Genomic DNA, 18,833 nt, shown 5'->3' with positions numbered 1-18,833 from the left:
TTTGAATCAACGCGACCGGGCGATCACGATGTCCGCGATCACCTTCCACCCAAGACTTCGGTACAGCCGGAGCCCGTCGATGGACGCGATCAGGATGCCGCGCTTGGCGCCTTTGGCCGCGGCCGCCTCAACCAGCGACGCCATCACCGCACTGCCGAGACCGCGCCGCCGGTGGGCCGGGTCGGTCTCGATCCGGTCCGCGACCGCGTCCTCGCCGACCACCGCCATCCGGCCGCTGGACACCACGCCGCCGTGCATGGTGGCGCGGGTGATGATCAGGTCGTCCTCGAGTTCGGCGTGCAACGCGTAGCGTTCGTGCAGTTTCAGGGCGGGCTGCTCGGACAGCTGGATCGTCATCAGCCAGTCCTGGTCCTGCTGGACCTCGAGACCGAGATCCTCCAGTTGCTCGATCCGCGCCTCCTTGTCGTCGGTGGCCAGCGTGATCCACCCCGAGCCGCGGCCACCGCCGTCGGCGAACGCCAGTTGGGCGGCGCGTTCCACCCGTTCCGGTTTACCGTCGGCATCCAGTACGACGTACTCCGTCGGCCGGCTCTCCTCACCTGCCCGGACGATCAGAATGCCGTTGTTGTCGTCCTCAACCGTGGTCCAGCCCCGCGAGACGGACCACCCGGCCTGCCAACGGCGGACGAGTTCCTCACGATCTATCACCCGTCGATTCAAGCAGCCCGGCCGCGCAACGGCGAGGGGAACCGGTGTCGGATGACACCAACTGGCCGTAAATCTCTGCCTGCGCTGGGTGACCAATACTCCTGCGAGTTGACCGGGTCAACCCCTCAGGACGTCCTCGGCGAGCAGGTCGTAGGTGAGCAGGTTGTCGTAGCTGCCGTCCCGCCGCGGATCGGCGCTGCGTTCGTCGCCGACCTTGGTGAACCCGTTGACCTCGGCAACGTGGGCGGACGCCGTGTTCACGTCGGCGCACCGCACCAGCAGCCGCCGCCGGCCGAGCCCGCCGTCCTCGATCGGCCGGAACGCATACGCGATCAGCAGCTGGACGGCGCTCGTCATCACCTTGCGGCCGCGGGCCTCCGGGTGCATCCAGTACCCGATCTCGCCGCGCGTCTTGTCCATCCGGCCGCTCAGCCCGAAAACACTCACGTTCCCGAGCAGTTCGTCGGTGTCGGCGTCGGCGATCGCCCACGCGACCGCCTCACCACTGGCCGCCGCGTCCGACCGGCTGCCGATGAATCCCTTGGCATCGTCGAGGCTGTACGGCGACGGCATGCCCGACAGCCAGTGCTGTGTCCGCTCGTCGCCGCACGCTTCCTGCACCCGCTGCGCGTCCGACTCGCGCAACGGCCGCAGGCGAAACCCGTCGCCCTCGAGCACCGGCACCGTCCACCAGTTGCCCTTCGGTTCGAGCTCGTCGTCGCGGCCGACCGTCGCGACCCACTCGTCCTTCCGGACACCGCGCGACCGCCCGCCGCCCAGGATCGTCACCAGCCCGTGGAACCCGACCTTCCAGGCCACGCGGCGGCTGGCGAAGTTCCCGGCGTACGCGCGCCAGATCACCCGTTTCCAGTCCAGTACGTCGAACGCGTACCGCACCACCAGCCGCAGCGCGCGGGTCATCACCCCGTTGCCGCGGACCTCCGGCGACACCGCGAACCCGACCTCGCCGACCCCGCCCTCACCGTCGCGCAGGTCGATGGTGCCGACGTACTCCCCGGCGTACTCGATCGCCCAGGCCCACGAGGTGTTCGCCTGCCAGCCGGCCGGGATCACCTCGGTGAGGTACCCGACCGCGTGCTCGCGCAGGTACGGGACCGGGATCACCTCGGTGAGGTACCCGACCGCGTGCTCGCGCAGGTACGGGACCGGGATCGTGGTCCATTCCTGCATCACCGGGTCCTGGCACATCCGGTACGCCGGCTCCACGTCGGCGGCGGTGTGCGCACGCAAGGTCACCACGTCGTCGGACAGCACCGGCACGTCCTCGGGGAATCGCATGCTCCAGGGTGACGCGCTGCCACCGGCCGAGCAACAGATTTCCCTGCCGCCGGGGCGTATTCTGGGCGCGTGAACCCAGTCGGAGCAGAACCGCCCCGCGGCCGCGGCGGCCAGTTGGCCGCCCAGCGGCAGGCCACGATCGTTGCCGAGGTCAACAGCCGGGGCGCGATCACGGTGGCCGAACTGGTCGACCGGTTCGGTGTCTCGGACATGACGATCCGCCGCGACCTGGACGCGCTGGACTCCAGCGGCCTGCTGCACAAGGTGCACGGCGGCGCGACGTCGGTCGGCCTGCGCAGTGCGCACGAGCCGGGGTTCGACGCCAAGCTGACGCAGGAGTCCGCGGCCAAGCAGGCGATTGCGGCCGAGGCCGCGACCCGGGTACAGCCGGACAGTGCGATCGGCATCGGCGCCGGTACGACGACGTACGCGCTGGCCCGGCAGCTCTTGCGGGTGGAGAACTTGACAGTTGTCACGAACTCGGCGCGGATCGCGGACGTGTTCCACGGCAACGGCCGCTCGGACCGCACCGTCGTACTGATCGGTGGCATCCGGACGCCGTCCGACGCGCTGGTCGGCCCGCTCGCGACCGCCGCGCTGGCGTCGCTGCACCTGGACCTGCTGTTCCTCGGCGCGCACGGTGTGGACGCCGAGCACGGACTCAGTACGCCGAACCTGATGGAGGCCGAGACCAACCGGTCGTTCATCGCCGCGAGCCGCGAGGTGGTCGTGGTCGCGGACCACACCAAGTGGGGGACCGTCGGCCTGAGCACGTTCGCGACCTGGTCCGACCTGGACGTGATCGTCACCGACGACGGCCTGTCGACCGCAGCCCGTAAGGCGATGCGCGATACGGGCTGCGATCTCGTGATCGCTAGCTGATCCTCGAAGCGCCCGCCGACGGCGTTGCCGCGAGGGACGAAGGGGCCGTGAAACCGTGCTCCGCAAAGGCTTTCTCGATCGCGGACAGTACGGCGTCCGCCGCGGACGCCTCGACCAGCGCGATGATGCAGCCGCCGAAACCGCCGCCGGTCATCCGGGCGCCGAGCGCACCGGCCTCGAGTGCGGCGTCGACCGCGACGTCCAGCTCGGGCACCGTGACCTCGAAGTCGTCGCGCAGTGAGACGTGCGACGCGGTGAAGAGCGGCCCGACGTCGCGCAGCCGGCCGGCCCGCATCAGTGTGATCGCGTTCTCGGTCCGCTTGATCTCGGTCACCACGTGCCGGACGCGGCGCCGGTCGACCTCGTCGTCGAGGCGGGCGAGCGTCGCGTCCAGGTCGGCGTAGTCCACCGAACGCAACGCCGGTACGCCGAGTGCGGCCGCGGCGTGCTCGCAGCTCTTCCGGCGCGCGGCGTACTCGCCGTCGGCGTGCCGGTGCGGCGCCTTCACGTCCACCACAAGCAACCGCAGCCCGTCGGCCTCGGGGTCGAACGGGATCTGGTCCAGCGCCCCGGAACGGATGTCGAAGGCCAGCGCGTGACCCGCCGTACAGCACATCGACGCGGTTTGGTCCATCAGGCCGACCGGTGCGCCGACGTACTGGTTCTCGGCGCGCTGGGCGAGCCGGGCCACCTCGGCCGGATCCACCTCCTGGCCGGCGAGCCCGAGCAGCGCGACCGCGGTCGCGCACAGCAGGGCCGCGGACGACGACAGCCCGGCGCCCGAGGGCAGGTCGGACTCGAAGCGCAGGTTCGCGCCGCCGATCGGGTACCCGGACTCGCGCAGCACCCAGGCCGCCCCGGCCGGGTACGCCGCCCAGTCGCCGACCGAGCGCGGCGCCAGCTCCTCGAGCGCGAACTCGACCACACCGTCGTGCCCACCGGACGCGACCGCCACCCGGCCGTCGGTACGCCGGGACGCGGTCACCACGATCTCGTTCGGCAGCGCGATCGGCAGGACGACGCCGTCGTTGTAGTCGGTGTGCTCGCCGATCAGGTTGACCCGTCCGGGCGCCCGCCAGCTGCCGTCCGGCGACGTACCGAAAACATCCTCGAAGGAGCTCACGAACCAGCCTTCCGCAAAGTCTCGGCCACGTCTTCCGGCCGGGTGTCGCTGATGAACGCGCCCATGCCGGACTCCGAGCCGGCGAGGTACTTGATCTTGTCCTTGGCCCGCCGGATCGACAACACCTCCAGGTGCAGGTAGCCGAGCTCGCGGTCGACCCGGACCGGGGCCTGGTGCCAGGCGGCGATGTACGGCAGCGGCTCGCCGTACAGGCCGTCGAGGCGCTGCAGGACATCCAGGTACAGCTCGGCGAAGTCGTCGCGCTCGCCGACCGACAGCTCGTCGATGCCGCCGACCTGGCGGTGCGGGTACAGGTGCACCTCGACCGGCCAGCGGGCGGCCTCCGGCACGAACGCGGTCCAGTTGCCGTTCTCCCCGATCACCCGGGTGCCGTCCTTGCGCTCGGCGGCCAGGACGTCGGCGAACAGGTTGCTGCCGGCAACCTCCTGGTGCTTGCGGGCCTGCGCCAGCAGCGTGCGCATCCGCGGCGGGACGAACGGGTACGCGTACAGCTGGCCGTGCGGGTGGCTCAGCGTGACGCCGATCTCGCGGCCGCGGTTCTCGAACGGGAACACCAGCTCGACGTCGTCGCGGGCGCTGAGCTCGGCGGTCCGGTCGGCCCAGGTGTCGACGACCAGCCGGGCCTGGCCCTGCGACAGGCCGGTGAACGAGCCGTTGTGGTCACTGGTGAAGCACACGACCTCGGTCCGGCCGGGGCCGGCGAAGGACGGGAACCGGTTCTCGAAGACGGCCACGTTGTAGTCGTGGTCCGGGATCTCGGTCGGGTTGCCGGGCTTGCTCGGGCACAGCGGGCACTGGTCCGCCGGCGGCAGGTAGGTCCGGGTGTTCCGGTGCGTGGCGTAGGTGATCACGTCGCCGGTCAGCGGGTCCGTCCGCAGCTCCACCTGCGGCTGGGGGGCGGGCAGACCGCGGGTGTCGTCGAGCGGCACCCGGCCCGGCGCGTCGGCCGGGTCGTAGTAGATCAGCTCGCGGCCGTCCGACAGAGTGGTGTCGGTCCGGCGTACACCGCGGGGTGTGTTCATCGTGTGACCTTCCCGGCCGTACGACGCGTCCGGCCAGGAATCATCGTAAACCAACAAACTCGAACAAGCATGATAGACCGGCCGACCGCTAGTCTTGGTAGATGGACGACTACGCCCAACGCCCGCCCTCTCGACATCTGACGAGAGGGCGCTAGGAACTCCGAGCTATGAACGACACCCTGCTGAACATCGTTCTGATCCTGGTCTTCGTGCTGATCGGTGGCGTCTTCGCCGCCGCCGAGATGGCTCTCGTGTCACTGCGGGAGAGCCAGCTGAAGGCCCTGTCACACCGCGGCAAGCGCGGCGAGATCGTCGCCAAGGTGGCCGCCAACCCGAACCGCTTCCTGTCCGCCGTGCAGATCGGCGTGACCCTGATGGGCTTCCTGTCCGCCGCCTTCGGTGGCGCGACCCTGGCCGACGGCCTGGCCCCGCACCTGCGCAAGCTCGGCCTCCCGCAGTCGCTGGCGAACACCGTCGCACTGGTGCTGATCACGATCTGCATCTCGTACGTGTCGATCGTGATCGGCGAGCTGGCCGCGAAACGCCTGGCGCTGCAGCGCGCGGAGGGCTTCGCGCTCGCGCTCGGCCCGCTGGTGGACCGGATCGCCTCCGGCGCCCGCCCGGTGATCTGGCTGCTCTCGAGGTCCACCGACCTGGTGGTCCGGGCGCTCGGCGGCGACCCGAACGCGAACCGCGAGGTGATGTCCGACGAGGAGCTCCGCGACCTGGTCACGGCGAGCGAGTCGCTCGGCGAGGAGGAGCGGAAGATCGTCGACGACGTCTTCGAGGCCGGCAGCCGGCAGCTCCGCGAGCTGATGCTGCCGCGCACCGAGGTGGACTTCGTGGACGCCGAGATGCCGGCGTACAAGGCGGTCAAGTTCGCCGCCGAGCGGCCGCACTCGCGGTACCCGGTGATGAACGGCTCGGCCGACGACATCGTCGGGTTCGTGCACGTCCGGGACCTGTTCGACCCGGCCGTCGCGACCCGGTCGGTGCGGGTCGGCGACCTCGCCCGGGACGTCCTGATGCTGCCGGACACCGCCAAGCTGCTGCCGACGCTGACCGAGATGCGCCGGCGCAGCACGCACCTGGCGATCGTCCTCGACGAGTACGGCGGTACGGCGGGCATCGTGACGCTGGAGGACCTGGTCGAGGAACTGATCGGCGACATCAAGGACGAGTACGACGAGGAACCCGCCGAGACCACCCGGCTGGGCAGCGGCGACCTGGAGATGGACGGCCTGCTGAACCTCGACGACTTCGCCGACGCGACCGCGATCGAACTGCCCGACGGCCCCTACGAGACCGTCGGCGGGTTCCTCGCCGCCCGGCTCGGGAAGGTCCCGTCGACCGGCGACGAGGTCCGGCTGGACGCGCACACGCTGACTGTGTCCGAGATGGACGGCCGCCGGGTCGCACGCGTCCGCCTGCACCAGGTCACGCCGGCTGAGGAGCAGCCTGGATCGCCAGCACCCGCCGCCGACTGAGGATCACCAGCCCGCCGACGACGTACCCGAGGCCCTGGAAGACCAGCACCGGGATGATGCCGACGGCGTCGCCGAGGACACCGGCGGCCGCGATGCCGATCAGCACCGCGACGCTCTCGGCGGCGCCGACCGCGCCGTAGATCCGGCCGCGGGTACCGTCCACGGTGAGGTTCTGGAAGACGGTCATCATGCCGGCCAGGGTGAGCGCGCCGGGCAGGCCGACGACGATCATGCAGACGAACGCCGGGACCACGCTGCTCGACACCAGCGGGTAGAGGAACAGTGCGGTGTCGATCAGCCCGAACGCGAACGCCCCGATCCCCCAGAGCGTCGCGGCCGGCCGGCGGGAGCCGATCGCGGCGGCGATCAGCCCGCCGACGATCCCGCCGATCGCCTGGGACGAGACGATCAGCCCGTACACCTTCCCGTCGCCGCCGAGTTCGGCGCTGACGAACGGCGCGAACAGCGTGCTCATCACGCCCTCGCCGACCCCGGTGACCAGGCAGAACACGAAGAACAGCCGCATCGCCGAGCCGGCGACGCACAGCCGCAACCCCTCGGTCCACTCCTCCTTCAGCCGCCGGATCGCGCCGCCCGCGGTCTCCTCGTCCTTCGGCGGCCGGTGCTGCCGGTGCCGCATGGCGGCGACCAGTACGACCGCGATCACGAACGTCGCGGCATCGCCGAGCGCGAGCAGGGTGAGCCCGCCGGCGGCCGCGAGTACGCCGCCGAGCGCCGCGCCGATGAGCCGCGCGAGATCGCGGATCTGGCTGTTCAACGCGTTCGCGGTGACGAGCTGGTCGGAGTTCACGAGCAGCGGGACGAGTGACTGCTCCGCGGGCGTGAAGAACTGCTGCAGACAGCTCTGCGCGAGCACCACGGCGTACACGATCCAGATCAGGTTCGCGCTGTGGACGGCGATCAGCGGGAGCAGGACGACCGCGTTCAGTACGTTCGTCACGATCATCGTGGTCCGCTGGCTCCACCGGTCGACGAAGACACCGGCGAGCGAGCCGAGTAGTACGGCGGGCAGGAACGACGCCAGCAGCAACCCACCGGACGCCAGCGTCGAGCCGGTCAGTACGTACACCTGGAAGGCGAGACCGGTGCGCAGCAACCAGTCACCGACCAGCGAGATCAGCCCGGCACCGAGCAGCAGGCGGTAGTCGCGCTGCCGGGCAAGCACGCCCCACAAGTCCTTCATGTCCTACTCCTCCGCGGTGATCGTGACGATCTGGGTGAACGAGACGTACCGGCTGCCCGGCGGGCGGGTGGACTTGTCGTCGATCGGGCGTTCGTCCACCCAGCGCTGCAGCAGGTCGTTGATCTGGCCAACGATCTCGGCGAGCTCGTCGCCGGTCAGGTAGATCCCGGTCTGGCCGATGCCGGAGTTGTCCCGCCAGACCGGGTCCGCGTCCGGGCGGTGTTGCTGCCACTTGGCCAGCGAGTCCAGCGCGCGTTCGGCCATCAGCTGCTCGAGGACCTCGGCGGCCGCGGCGCCGTCGGGCGTCTTCATCGCGTCCTCCCAGGACTGCGAGGTCGACACCTGCCGCCACGGCCGCTCCCGGTTGTCCTTGCCCGGCGCCGGCTCGACGAAGTCGTACTTCGCCAGCTGCCGCAGGTGGTGCGACGCCAGCGCCTGGCTGATCCCCAGGTGCCGCGCCGCGTCGGCGGCGGTCATCGGCCCCTCGCGCCCGAGCAGCGACAACAGGTCCAGCCGCACCGGATGCGCCATCGCCCTGATCGCGAGCGGATCGTCCAGCAACCGCGCCCGCCGCGGATCCTTTTCCAAAGACATGCTTGGAATATGCGCCGGCCTGGATGAGATGTCAAGGCATTGCTTGGAATGTTCCGCCGTACGATGCCTCATGGCCGTCGAGGAGTCCTCTGCGTGGGCGCCGTTGCGCCGGGGTGTGTTCCGGGCACTGTGGCTGGCGCAGCTCGGGTCGAACGTCGGCAGCTGGATGCAATCTGTCGGCGCGCAGTGGACCGTCGTCCACCAGCCGAACGCCGCAGCGCTCGCCTCGATCGTGCAGGCCGCGAGCCTGCTGCCGGTGCTGTTCGTGTCGCTGCCCGCGGGCGTGCTCGCCGACGTCCTCGACCGGCGGCGGCTGATAGCGCTGGTGACGCTGGCGATGGCGGTGGTCGCGGGCGGCCTCGCGGCACTGAGTGCGGGCGGTCTGCTGACGCCGACCTCGCTGATCGCGATCACGTTCGTCCTCGGGGCCTGTCAGGCGCTCACCAGCCCGGCCTGGCAGGCGATCCAGCCCGAGCTTGTGCCGCGCTCCGAACTGCCCGAGGCCGCCGCGCTGAACAGCCTGAACGTGAACATCGCCCGGGCGGTCGGCCCCGCCCTCGCCGGATTCCTGCTCGGGCTGAGCAGTCCCGCCGTGGTGTTCGCGGTGAACGCCGTCTCGTACCTCGCGATCCTGGTCGCCCTGCTGCGTTGGCACCGCCCGGCCGCCGTCGCCGCGGCCGGCGAACCGATGCTGCCCGCACTCCGCGCCGGTCTCCGGTACGTCGCCTACGCACCCGGCGTACGACGGATCCTGCTGCGCGCGATGCTCTTCGTACTGCCGGCGTCCGCGCTGTGGGGCCTGCTCCCGGTGGCGGCGGTGAACCGTCTCGGCCTCGGGTCGACCGGGTACGGCGTACTGCTCGCGGCGCTCGGCCTGGGGGCGGTCGGGGGAGCCGTGCTGCTGAAGCCGATCCGCGCGCGGCTCGGCCGGAACACGGTGCTGGGCGGCGCGACCGTTGCGTACGCGATCGGTGTACTCGCCGTGGCACTGTTGCATAACGCAACGATCGTCGCGGTGGTGCTGGTGGTCGCGGGCGCGGGATGGCTCGGCGGGTTGTCGACGCTGAACACGACGCTACAGCTCGCCTTGCCCGCTTGGGTTCGCGCGCGGGCGCTCGCCGTCTACCTGATGGTGTTCCTCGGCGGCCAGGGCGTCGGCGCACTCATCTGGGGTCTGCTCGCGGCAGCGCTCGGCGCGTCCACGACGTTGCTGGTCTCCGGGGTGCTGCTGCTCGTCGGCGCGGTGTCGCTGGTGGTGCTGCCGATCCACTCGCGGACCGGCGAACTGGACCGGACCGTCGTACAGCCGTGGCCGGCGCCGGAGATCGCCATCCTGACCGCGACAGCGGAGGCCCTCGATCCGCGGGCCGGTCCGGTGCTGGTCGAGGTGTCGTACCACGTCCCGCCGGAGAACGCCGAGCAGTTCCGGGCGGCGCTCGCGAAGGTCGGCGTCTCCCGGCAGCGCACCGGCGCGCGGCGCTGGTCGACGTACCGCGACGTGAGCAGTCCGGACCTGTACATCGAGGTCTTCGAGGTCGCCACCTGGTCCGAACACCTGCGCCAGCACAACGAACGCATCACCGGCTCCGACGCCGACCTCTACCGCGCCGCCGCGGAGCTCGCCCTCGAAGCACCGCGCACGCGGCACCTGCTGGCGGATTGATCAGTGGCCGTGCAGCCAGTTCAGGGCTCGCTCGGCCTGGCCCAGGATCGTGATGTGGCTGAGGTTCTCGTGGGTGTCGAGGGTCGCGGACGGGATGTGGGTGGCGAGCCAGCGGGCGTGTGAGGACGGGATGATCCGGTCCGCGGTGCCGTGCACGAGCAGGGCCGGAGCCGTGATGGTCGCCGGGTCGGCGCCCCACGGGAGGACGTAGGCGCGGTCGTCGTCGACTGCGCCGTCCGGGCCGTTCGGCATCGCCTTGTCGCCGGCGACCGAGCCGAGCCAGCCCCACGGGCCGCCGAACATCGCGAGGTCGGTGTCGGTGAACTCCGGGTCGTACTCGAGCTCCTCGTTCGCCATCCGCGCATCCCGGCCCGCCGCCGCGGCCCGGAGTGAGGCGACGCCGGACGGGATCATGCCGTCGTACCAGTCGAGGCCGGAGGCGTCGTACGGCGCGATCGCGGCCAGCGTGGCGACCGCGGTGACCCGGTCGCCGAGCAGGGCCGTGGCGCCGAGCGCGAACGTGCCGCCGCCGGAGTACCCGAGCTGCGCGCACGACCCGATGCCGAGCGTGTCGAGGACCGCGCTCAGGTCGGCCGCGACGCCGGCGACGGTACGGCCGGGTGCGGCCGTGGATCCGCCGTACCCGGGCCGGTCGAACGAGATCCACCGGATCCCGAGCCGTTCGCTCGCCGCGGCCAGCGGTGCGGGCGGCGTCCCGAGGTTCGGCGTCCCGTGGTGCCAGACCACGGCGAGCCGGTCGGTGGCGCCCGGCGCACTGTCGTACCCGTGCAGAACCCGGCCGTCCGCGAGCCGGAAGTCGATCTCGTCCATGGAACTCACCCTAGATTGTGGAAATGTCGAGGACCGGCCGGTGCTTCCGACCTCTGCTGCGAAGATCCAGTCACCTGAAAGGACGTCCGGTCATGAAGTACCTGCTGATGATCCACAGCAACCCGATCACCTGGGGCCATCCGTCGTTCCTGCACACCGCGGAGGGCAAGGCGCTGCCGAAGAGGGCCCGGGACGCGCTCGCGGCGCAGCTCGACAAGCTCCTCGACGAGCTGCACACCAGCGGCGAACTGATCGACGCCGTACCGCTCGACCCGCCGTCGAAGACCCGCGTGGTCCGCGTCCGCGAAGGCGTCCGCGCCACCACCGACGGCCCGTACTCCGAGGCCAAGGAGCAGCTCGCCGGCGTCTTCCTGATCGACGTCGCGAGCCAGGACCGCGCCGAGGAGATCGCCGCCACCATCCCCGAGGCCGAGTTCTTCGCGGTCGAGGTCCGGCCGGTCTCCGTCTTCGAGTAGCAGCCGGAGCTCCCACGCGGTGCGATCCACCGCGTGGGGGCCGGTCCTCAGCGTTCGACCAGGCGGGCGTGGTTCTGCTCGGTGGCCAGCGCGGGGTCGAGGGCGCCGAGGGCCAGCCAGGTAGCGCCGCCGACGCCGTCGCGGGCGGTCCGGACGTCGCCGGCGAAGTGCTCGCGGATCAGCTGGCCGACCGGCGAGGACTCGCCGGCGACACTCCCGGCCAGCACCATCGGGCCGATGTCGGACGTCGTCTTCAACCGCGCGGCCGTTTCCGTGAGCAGCTCGGCTGCGCGTTTCACCAGCATTTGCGCAGTCTTGTCGTCCTGGTGGTACGCCGCGATGACGGTCGGCGCCAACTCTGCGAGCATGACCGGTGGCCGACTGTTGACCGTCATCACCAGAAGATCACGCAGTGCGTCGTATCCTGCACGGTGTGCAGCAGCAGGTTCGTCCCGGCCGGGCAGGATCGCCTGTACGACGGCCTGTCCGAGCAGCCCCAGCGGGTCCCCGAGATCCAGCGACTCCAGCACGCTGCGCACCGCCTCCCGGCCGAGCCAGAACCCGGACCCGTCGTCCCCGAGCAGCCAGCCGTGCCCGCCGGCGGTCCGCTGCAGTTGGTGGTTGCGGACCAGCCCGACGTTGCTCCCGGTCCCGGCGATCAGCACGGTCCCGTCCGGTTCCGGCGTACCCGACGCGAACGCGACCTCGAGGTCACCGATGTACTGCGGCGTCGACCTGAGCCCGGCGCCGGTCCACGCGGCCTCGAACTGGGCCGCCACCTCGGGCCGCTGCAGTGCGACACCGCCGGCCATTCCGACCACGGCGGCCTTCACCGCGGCGGCGTCGAGCCCGTCGAGCGCGGCGTGCAGCGCCTGCCCGAAGTTGGCCGCCGCACTGGCCGGATGGCTGGTCGGATTGCCGCCCGCGGCCGCGCCGCGACCGACGACGGTGCCCTCGGAGTCCGCGATCAGGATCCGGGTGGAGGTGCCGCCGAGGTCCCCGCCCAGGACCAGTTCGTCCGACATACGCCATGCTCCAAACTGCTTACGCAACGGTCCCGAATGGGGAGATGACACGGATGAGCCTTGACTTTAGCTGCGAGTTGAGAAAAGTTCTGTCCAGCAAACCGCATACTTGCGCATTTGTCGGCACTTCGAGTGTCGCTGTGAGCCGACTAGTCGAGGGGTGGGCCGCTGATGGCCAGCAGTAACACGGGGGAGACCGACGGTGTCCAGGGCGTGAGTGCGCAGGCCTACGTGCACACTCTGACCCCGATCCTGGCCGCGGTCACCACCCAGATCGACGGTCCGATCCAGGACGGCGCCGACCTGATGACCGCGTCGCTGCGGGCGAACGGCGTCATCCAGGCGTTCGGCTCCGGGCACTCCGAGGCGCTCGCGATGGAGATCGCCGGCCGCGCCGGCGGCCTGATCGCCACCAACCGGATCGCGCTGCGCGACCTGGTGCTGCTCGGCGGCGAGCCGCCGGAGCTGTTGCGCAGTGCCGAGCTCGAGCGCGACCCGCAGTACTCCCGGAAGCTCTACGAACTGTCCGCGGCCCGCGAGGGCGACATGTTCATCATCGCGTCGAACTCCGGCGTCAACGGCTCGATCGTCGAGCTGGCCAGCGTCGCCAAGGAGCACGGGCACCCGCTGATCGCGATCACCTCGCTGCAGCACACCGGCGGGATGGAGTCCCGGCACCCGTCCGGCAAGAAGCTGATCGACTTCGCCGATGTGGTGCTCGACAACCACGCGCCGTACGGCGACTCCGTCCTGGACCTGCCCGGCGACGCCGGCAAGGTCTGCGCGGTGTCCTCGATCACCGCCGCGCTGATCGCCCAGCTGCTGGTCGCCGAGGTGCTGCGCCGGATGACCGACGCCGGCGAGACCCCGCCGGTGTACCTGTCCGCGAACATCCCGGGCGGCGACGAGCACAACCACGAGCTCGAGGCGCGCTACGCCGGCCGCATCCGCCGTACCGCCTGAAGGCACCCCGAGGTAATAGCCTGCCGGGGTGCTGAAACGGCGGACGTTACTGCAAGGGGCGCTGGCCGGTGCGGTCCTGAGCGGATGCACCAAGGCGCCGGCCGCCCCGGTCGTGTCGCCGGACAACCCGTTCAGCGTGGCCGGGAACGCTCCGGTGGACGTGGTGATCACCGAGGAGTATGGCGGGTTCGCGGCGGCGGCGTACCGGAAGAAGTACGCCGCGGCGACGATCACGCCGAAGCTGTCGACGCAGCTGCTGGACGAGCTGATGCCGCGGTTCGCGACCGGTACGCCGCCGGACGTCGTCCTGTCCACCGGTGACCAGAAGCTGGAGCTCGGCCGGCTGATCAAGGACGGCCAGCTCGCCGACCTGCAGCAGTTGCTGGACGCCCCGTCGTGGGACAACCAGTCGGCGAAGGTCAAGGACCAACTGCTGCCGGACATGCTGGACGCGGGCAACTTCGACGGCACGCAGCGGACGCTCAACTACATCTCCACCGTGTACGGCATCTGGTACTCGGCCAGCCTGTTCCAGCGCAACGGCTGGCAGGTGCCGCAGACCTGGCCGGACCTGCTGGCGCTCGGCGCCGACATGAAGGCGGCCGGGCTCGGACCGTTCATCTACGCGGGCACGCACCCGTACTACCTGCTCGAACTGGTGCTCACACTGGCCGCGAAGACTGGCGGCCCGGACGTGACCAAGCGGATCGACAACCTCGAGGACGGCGCCTGGAAGGACGAGAACGTCACGCGGGCGATCAACGCGGTCGGCGAACTCACCAAGCGCGGCCTGCTCGCCAGCGGCACCGCGCAGTACGACCACATCGGGTCGCAGAAGCTCTTCCTCGCCTCGAAGGCGGGGATGCTGCCGTGCGGGAACTGGCTCGAGAACGAGATGAAGGGCCTGGTCCCGGAAGCGTTCGCGCTGACCGTGTTCGCCGTACCGCCGCTGGACTCGTCGCCCGCGATGGCGAGCGGACTGCACATCGCGGCGACCTCGCCGTTCCTGGTGCCGGAGAAGGCGAAGAACAAGGCCGGCGGGCTCGAGTACCTGCGGGCGCTGCTGTCCGCGGACGTTGCCGCGCAGGTCAGCTCCGAGTCGAAGCAGCTCACGATCGTCCGAGGCTCGGCCGACGGGCTGGAGCTGACCACCGCGCTGAGCTCCGCCCGCGACCTGCTGTCCGCGGCCGGCGACCAGGTGATCCGGTGGTACTTCGACACCTGGTACCCGGCCTTCGCCACCACAGCCGCCGAGACCACCGGCCTGTTCATGGCCGGCGGGCTCCAGCAGTCCGAGTGGACCGCCCGCATCCAGGCGGCCGCGGACAAGGTCAAGCAGGACGCCGCGATCACGAAGTACCGCCGGGACTGAGACCTGGGTTAGGTTAGGGCAACCTAACTCAATCGTCGTGAGGTCTCCATGCGCCGTCTGCTGTCCCTGGTCGTAGTCCTATTCGCCCTGACCGGGTGCGGAACCGCAGCCGACGACGATGCCCCACAGGCCTCGTCCGGCGGGGCGTTCCCGGTGACGATCAAGAACAAGTACGGCGACACCGTCGTGAAGGAGGCGCCGAAGCGGGTCGTCACGGTGGGGCTTGTCGAGCAGGACGCGCTGCTCGCGCTGGGCGTCGTACCGGTGGGGACGACCGAGTGGTTCGGGGAGAAGCCTGGCGCGCTGTTCCCGTGGGCGAAGGCCAAGCTGGGCGACGGCGCCGTACCGCAGGTGCTGAGTGACAAGGACGGGCTGCAGTTCGAGAAGATCGCCGCGCTGCGGCCGGACCTGATCATCGGGCTGTACTCCGGGATCACCGCTGACGACTACCAGAAGCTCAGCGCGATCGCCCCGACCGTCGCCCAGCCCGTCGGCGTACCGGACTACGGGGTGTCGTGGCAGGTCGTCACGCGGACCGTCGGGCAGGCGGTCGGGAAGCCCGCGGAGGCCGACACGCTGGTGAAGGGCGTCGAGAAGCGGTTCGCCGACGTACGGACGCAGCACCCCGAGTTCACCGGGAAGACCGCGCTGATGGCGTCGTCGTACCAGGGCTACTTCGTCTACGGCTCGCAGGACCCGCGGACGCGGCTGCTGACCGACTTCGGGTTCTCGCTGCCGGCCGCGCTGGACAAGGCGATCGGCGACAAGTTCGGCGCGAACCTCAGCGCCGAGCGGATCGCGCTGCTCGACCAGCAGGCGCTGGTGTGGTTCCCGGCCAAGGGCGGTACGGCGAAGCTGAAGGCGGACCCGCTCTACAAGAACCTGAAGGTGCGCACGCAGGGGCGGGACATCTTCATCGAGGAGAACTACGACGACCCGCTGTACGGCGCGACGTCGTTCGTGTCGGTGCTGAGCCTGCCGATCGTGCTCGACCAGCTGGTCCCGAAACTCGCGGCCGCGGTGGACGGGAACCCCGCGACCAACGGGTAGCTCAGTGCCGCCGTCCCGCCGTACGCTCTGAGTAGGAAGTGAGAGCGATGACGTGGCTGGTGTCGTTGGGTGTGTTCCTGCTGCTCTGCGTCCTGCTCGGAGAGTTGCTCGGACTGTTGATGCCGGACCGGCCGCAGCCCCGCTGGCGCCGCGCTCTGGGGCGGGGTCTGGGGCGCGGAGCCGGCTGGCTGAAGGCACGGCTGCGCCCGGTGCCGCCCCCGGCGCCGGACCCGTTCGACACGCTCCGGCTGCAGACCCGCCTCGGCACGGTCTCCACGAAGATCCGCAGCATCGAGTCGACGCCGCACGTGTACGCCCGTGCTCACCGCCTGATGGCGCTCGAGGCGGCGTACGACGACCTCCTCGACGAGGCCTGCCGGCTGGCCGGCTGCCCTGACCCGCCCGACGCCCAGCGCTCCGAGGCGAAGCGCTGGGAAGAGGAACAGGCCCTCGCCGCCCGCGGCTGGAGCTGGTGACACATAGTCCTTGAGATATGACTGATACGCCGCCCGGGTACGTGGTGCGCCGGGGCCGCTGGCAGAATCACCCCTATGTCTGATGCTGCGCCTGACCCCTCCGCAGCCGGTTCCCAGCGCCGCCCCCGCGTGCTGTCCGGGATCCAGCCGACGGCCGACTCCTTCCACTTCGGCAACTACCTCGGCGCGCTGCGGCAATGGGTGGCCCTGCAGGACGACCACGAGGCGTTCTACTGCGTCGTCGACCTGCACGCGATCACCGTGGAGTACGACCCGAAGGCCCTCCGCGAGCGCACCCGCCGGTCCGCGGCGCAGCTGCTCGCGGCCGGTATCGACCCGGAGCGGTCCACGCTGTTCGTCCAGTCGCAGGTGCCCGAGCACGCGCAGCTCGCCTGGGTGATGTCCTGCATCACCGGGATGGGCGAGGCCAGCCGGATGACGCAGTTCAAGGACAAGACCGCGAAGGGCGGCGCCGACCGCGCCACCGTCGGCCTGTTCACATACCCGATCCTGCAGGCCGCGGACATCCTCGTGTACCAGGCCGACCGGGTCCCGGTCGGCGAGGACCAGCGGCAGCACGTCGAGCTGACCCGGGACCTGGCGCAGCGCTTCAACCACCGGTTCGGCAAGACCTTCCGGGTGCCCGAGGCGTACATCGTCAAGGAGACCGCGAAGATCTTCGACCTGCAGGACCCGTCGTCGAAGATGAGCAAGTCCAGCTCGTCGCCGGCCGGCATCATCGACCTGCTCGACGACCCGAAGGCGAGCGCGAAGAAGATTCGCTCCGCGGTCACCGACTCCGGCCGGGACGTGATCTTCGACGAAGAGAACAAGCCCGGCGTCGCGAACCTGCTGACCATCTACTCGGCGCTCACCGGTCGCAAGATCTCCGAGCTCGAGGACGAGTACGCCGGCCGCGGGTACGGCGACTTCAAGAAGGACCTGGCCGACGTGGTGGTCGAGTTCGTCACCCCGTTCCGGGAGAAGACGCTGACCTACCTGGACGACAAGGCCCAGCTGGACGCGATCCTGGCAGCCGGCGCCGAGCGCGCCCGCGCGGTCACCGAGCCGACGTTGGCCAAGGTTTACGACCGCCTCGGTTTCGTCCGCGCATGACCACGATCGGTGTTGCGATCCCGATCGCGGAGCCGTACGGCACGGAGCTGCAGAAGTACCGGGCCGACTTCGGCGACCCGATGGCCGCGTCGATCCCGACCCACGTGACGCTGCTGCCGCCGACCGACGTCGCGGCCGGGGACCTGGAGACGATCGACGAGCACCTGCGCGCGGTCGCCGCCCGGTTCCCGCGGTTCCGGATCCGGCTGCGCGGTACGGCGACGTTCCGGCCGATCTCGCCGGTCGTGTTCGTGCCGCTCGCGGAAGGCATCTCGTCCTGCGAGGTGCTGCAGTCGCAGGTGCGGTCCGGCCCGCTGCAGGTCGACCTGAAGTTCCCGTACCACCCGCACGTGACGGTGGCGCACGACCTGGACAAGGACGCTCTCGACCGCGCGTACGACGCGTTGTCGGAGTACGACTGCGACTTCGAGGTCGAGTACTTCAGCCGTTACGAACACGGCGCCGACGGCGTGTGGCGCCCACAGCGGTCGTTCCCACTGGCAGGTTGACCCTGTGAAGAAGGTGTGGGCCCGGTTCAGTCGTACTCAGCTCTGGCGGGCCTGGCAGCGGTACGGGAATCAGCGGGGCGGGCGGTTGGCCGCGGCGAGCACGTTCTTCGGCTTCCTGTCGCTGTTCCCGCTGATCGTGCTGGCCGCCGCGGTCGTCGGGTCGCTGCTCGGGCACGACGCGATCGAGACACTGAAGGAGTCGCTGCGGCAGAACCTGCCCGGCATCGGCAACAACATCGACATCGACGCGCTGATCTCGCACGCCGGCACGATCGGGCTGGTGTCCGGTGTCGGCCTGCTGTTCACCGGGCTCGGCTGGATCGACGCGATGCGGGCCTCGATCCGGCTGATGCACGAGCTCGACGACGAGCCCGGCAACGCCGTACAGCAGAAGGCCGCGGACTTCGGTGCGCTGATCGGGCTCGGCCTGATCGGGCTGATCGCGACCTGCGCCTCGTCGGTCCTCACCGGGCTGTCCGTGCGGATCGTCCGGGCGACAAACCTGGACGGCACCTGGGTGGCGAGCTGGGGTCTCGACCTGATCAGCGTCGTGGTCGGCATCGGCGCGGGCGCGCTGCTGTTCGGATACCTGCTGACCGCGCTGCCGCGGATCGTGCTGCCGCCGCGGATCGCGCTGATCGGCGCGTTGGCCGGCGGCGTCGTGTTCTACCTGGCGCAGAAGCTGGGCAACCTGTACGTCGACCACGTGATCGGCGCGAACGCGGCGTACGGCACGCTGGCCCTGCCGCTCGCGCTGCTCGTGTGGATCTACCTGGTGATCCGGGTGATCATGCTGATCGCCGCGTGGACCAAGGAGGCGACGCTCGACCGGGAGCCCGTGGTCGAGCAGGTCGAGCCCGAACCCGAGCCGCTGCTGCTCGGTCCGCCCGGAAAGCGCTACAAGGTCGTCCCGATCCCGGAACGGAAGGCCGACACGGTCGCCGTCGCCGCCGGCGCCGTCCTCGGGGTCACGCTCAGCACGCTCGCCGTCCAGGCCGCGAAGGCGGTCCGCGCCGTACGGCGCCCGTGACGGTTCGGCGCCGTGACGGTT

General features: G+C 70.4%; 19 protein-coding genes. 11 read left to right on the top strand and 8 right to left on the bottom strand.

Features of this window, described 5'->3' with window-relative positions; translation table 11 throughout:
* Positions 1 to 6 precede the first annotated feature (6 nt).
* A complete protein-coding gene (locus ACFV9C_RS10045) occupies positions 7 to 669 on the bottom strand; it encodes a GNAT family N-acetyltransferase (RefSeq protein WP_380192278.1) in 663 nt (220 codons plus the stop codon).
* A 117-nt stretch (positions 670 to 786) separates the two neighbouring features.
* Complete coding sequence (locus ACFV9C_RS10040) at positions 787 to 1,968, bottom strand: GNAT family N-acetyltransferase (RefSeq protein ID WP_380192276.1); 1,182 nt, start codon at positions 1,966 to 1,968, stop codon at positions 787 to 789.
* 69 nt (positions 1,969 to 2,037) lie between these two features.
* On the opposite strand from ACFV9C_RS10040, the gene ACFV9C_RS10035 reads away from it, so the two are divergent.
* Positions 2,038 to 2,850: a DeoR/GlpR family DNA-binding transcription regulator gene (locus tag ACFV9C_RS10035; RefSeq protein WP_380192274.1), complete on the top strand. Its 813-nt coding sequence runs from the start codon at positions 2,038 to 2,040 to the stop codon at positions 2,848 to 2,850.
* Here the strand turns inward: ACFV9C_RS10035 and galK are convergent.
* Together galK and galT are read right to left on the bottom strand one after the other, a co-directional pair.
* Positions 2,843 to 3,973 carry a galactokinase gene (gene galK, locus ACFV9C_RS10030; RefSeq protein ID WP_380192272.1) on the bottom strand — a complete coding sequence of 377 codons (1,131 nt, stop codon included), beginning with the start codon at positions 3,971 to 3,973 and terminating at the stop codon, positions 2,843 to 2,845. The two genes, ACFV9C_RS10035 and galK, sit on opposite strands and share 8 nt — an antisense overlap.
* Entirely contained in the window at positions 3,970 to 5,016 is a 1,047-nt protein-coding gene (galT, locus tag ACFV9C_RS10025) for a galactose-1-phosphate uridylyltransferase (protein WP_380192270.1), read from the bottom strand. Before galT ends, galK begins: the two co-directional genes overlap by 4 nt.
* A gap of 167 nt (positions 5,017 to 5,183) precedes the next feature.
* Here galT and ACFV9C_RS10020 point away from each other — a divergent pair, with 167 nt between their 5' ends.
* Positions 5,184 to 6,503, top strand: a complete 1,320-nt coding sequence (locus tag ACFV9C_RS10020; protein ID WP_380192269.1) for a hemolysin family protein — start codon at positions 5,184 to 5,186, stop codon at positions 6,501 to 6,503.
* Here the strand turns inward: ACFV9C_RS10020 and ACFV9C_RS10015 are convergent.
* Positions 6,454 to 7,707: an MFS transporter gene (locus ACFV9C_RS10015; RefSeq protein ID WP_380192268.1), complete on the bottom strand. Its 1,254-nt coding sequence runs from the start codon at positions 7,705 to 7,707 to the stop codon at positions 6,454 to 6,456. The two genes, ACFV9C_RS10020 and ACFV9C_RS10015, sit on opposite strands and share 50 nt — an antisense overlap.
* Before the next feature lie 3 nt (positions 7,708 to 7,710).
* Positions 7,711 to 8,301, bottom strand: a complete 591-nt coding sequence (locus ACFV9C_RS10010) for a helix-turn-helix domain-containing protein (RefSeq protein ID WP_380192266.1) — start codon at positions 8,299 to 8,301, stop codon at positions 7,711 to 7,713.
* Positions 8,302 to 8,371: 70 nt separating this feature from the next.
* Here ACFV9C_RS10010 and ACFV9C_RS10005 point away from each other — a divergent pair, with 70 nt between their 5' ends.
* Entirely contained in the window at positions 8,372 to 9,964 is a 1,593-nt protein-coding gene (locus tag ACFV9C_RS10005; protein ID WP_380192263.1) for an MFS transporter, read from the top strand.
* Here ACFV9C_RS10005 and ACFV9C_RS10000 read toward each other — a convergent pair whose 3' ends face one another.
* Positions 9,965 to 10,795: an alpha/beta fold hydrolase gene (locus ACFV9C_RS10000; RefSeq protein WP_380192262.1), complete on the bottom strand. Its 831-nt coding sequence runs from the start codon at positions 10,793 to 10,795 to the stop codon at positions 9,965 to 9,967.
* Positions 10,796 to 10,887: 92 nt separating this feature from the next.
* On the opposite strand from ACFV9C_RS10000, the gene ACFV9C_RS09995 reads away from it, so the two are divergent.
* The gene (locus ACFV9C_RS09995; RefSeq protein WP_380192261.1) at positions 10,888 to 11,271 is read left to right on the top strand and encodes a YciI family protein; all 384 of its coding nucleotides are present in this window, start codon (positions 10,888 to 10,890) and stop codon (positions 11,269 to 11,271) included.
* A gap of 47 nt (positions 11,272 to 11,318) precedes the next feature.
* Here the strand turns inward: ACFV9C_RS09995 and ACFV9C_RS09990 are convergent, their stop codons facing one another.
* Complete coding sequence (locus ACFV9C_RS09990) at positions 11,319 to 12,296, bottom strand: N-acetylglucosamine kinase (protein WP_380192259.1); 978 nt, start codon at positions 12,294 to 12,296, stop codon at positions 11,319 to 11,321.
* Between the two features lie 171 nt (positions 12,297 to 12,467).
* On the opposite strand from ACFV9C_RS09990, the gene ACFV9C_RS09985 reads away from it, so the two are divergent.
* From ACFV9C_RS09985 to ACFV9C_RS09955, 7 genes are all read left to right on the top strand, one after another.
* A complete protein-coding gene (locus ACFV9C_RS09985; protein WP_380192257.1) occupies positions 12,468 to 13,259 on the top strand; it encodes a sugar isomerase domain-containing protein in 792 nt (263 codons plus the stop codon).
* 28 nt (positions 13,260 to 13,287) lie between these two features.
* Positions 13,288 to 14,631 carry an N-acetylglucosamine/diacetylchitobiose ABC transporter substrate-binding protein gene (gene ngcE, locus ACFV9C_RS09980; RefSeq protein WP_380192255.1) on the top strand — a complete coding sequence of 448 codons (1,344 nt, stop codon included), beginning with the start codon at positions 13,288 to 13,290 and terminating at the stop codon, positions 14,629 to 14,631.
* Positions 14,632 to 14,679: 48 nt separating this feature from the next.
* Complete coding sequence (locus tag ACFV9C_RS09975) at positions 14,680 to 15,681, top strand: iron-siderophore ABC transporter substrate-binding protein (protein ID WP_380192253.1); 1,002 nt, start codon at positions 14,680 to 14,682, stop codon at positions 15,679 to 15,681.
* 47 nt (positions 15,682 to 15,728) lie between these two features.
* Positions 15,729 to 16,157 (top strand): hypothetical protein, encoded by a 429-nt coding sequence (locus ACFV9C_RS09970; RefSeq protein WP_380192251.1) that lies wholly within the window; start codon positions 15,729 to 15,731, stop codon positions 16,155 to 16,157.
* A gap of 75 nt (positions 16,158 to 16,232) precedes the next feature.
* Complete coding sequence (trpS, locus tag ACFV9C_RS09965) at positions 16,233 to 17,273, top strand: tryptophan--tRNA ligase (protein ID WP_380192250.1); 1,041 nt, start codon at positions 16,233 to 16,235, stop codon at positions 17,271 to 17,273.
* A complete protein-coding gene (locus tag ACFV9C_RS09960; RefSeq protein WP_380192249.1) occupies positions 17,270 to 17,782 on the top strand; it encodes a 2'-5' RNA ligase family protein in 513 nt (170 codons plus the stop codon). The genes trpS and ACFV9C_RS09960 overlap by 4 nt, the downstream gene beginning before the upstream one ends.
* Before the next feature lie 4 nt (positions 17,783 to 17,786).
* Positions 17,787 to 18,812 (top strand): YihY/virulence factor BrkB family protein, encoded by a 1,026-nt coding sequence (locus ACFV9C_RS09955; protein ID WP_380192247.1) that lies wholly within the window; start codon positions 17,787 to 17,789, stop codon positions 18,810 to 18,812.
* Positions 18,813 to 18,833: the final 21 nt, after the last annotated feature.

The organism is Kribbella sp. NPDC059898 (genome assembly GCF_042730855.1).
Lineage (GTDB): Bacteria > Actinomycetota > Actinomycetes > Propionibacteriales > Kribbellaceae > Kribbella.
Note: the sequence above shows the minus strand (reverse complement) of the source record. Positions and strands in the feature narration are given on the sequence as shown.